Here is a 334-nt window from a genome sequence, read left to right as displayed (position 1 = left end):
CGGAAGCGTTGAGTGGAGTGGGTGGTATCAATGAGTTAGCCGCGAATGCAACGGGTGTTTTTGTGTTTCGTAGCGCACAACGAGACAAGCAACACGAAGAGTATTTAGCCGAGGTCCGTGATGACTCATTATCGGTAGAAGAAAAACAAAAACTAGAACAAGAAAAGCAAGAGCTCGCTGCACAAGGTAAAACACCTCGTCCAGAAAAGATCATTGCTAACGTTTACCAACTTGATATCACTGATGCGGCGGCCTTGGTGACTGGTACAGAGTTTGAACTTGAGCCTTATGACGTCGTTTATGTTACAGCCGCTCCGATTGAACAGTACAACCG

Annotated in this window: 1 pseudogene; it reads left to right on the top strand. The window is 46.4% G+C overall.

Annotated features, from left to right (window positions below):
• Positions 1 to 334 (top strand): annotated as a pseudogene (locus AB4585_RS22150) (sugar transporter); the annotation flags it as partial.

Source organism: Vibrio sp. 10N.222.49.C9 (genome assembly GCF_041474985.1).
GTDB lineage: Bacteria > Pseudomonadota > Gammaproteobacteria > Enterobacterales > Vibrionaceae > Vibrio > Vibrio crassostreae_C.
Note: the sequence above shows the minus strand (reverse complement) of the source record. Positions and strands in the feature narration are given on the sequence as shown.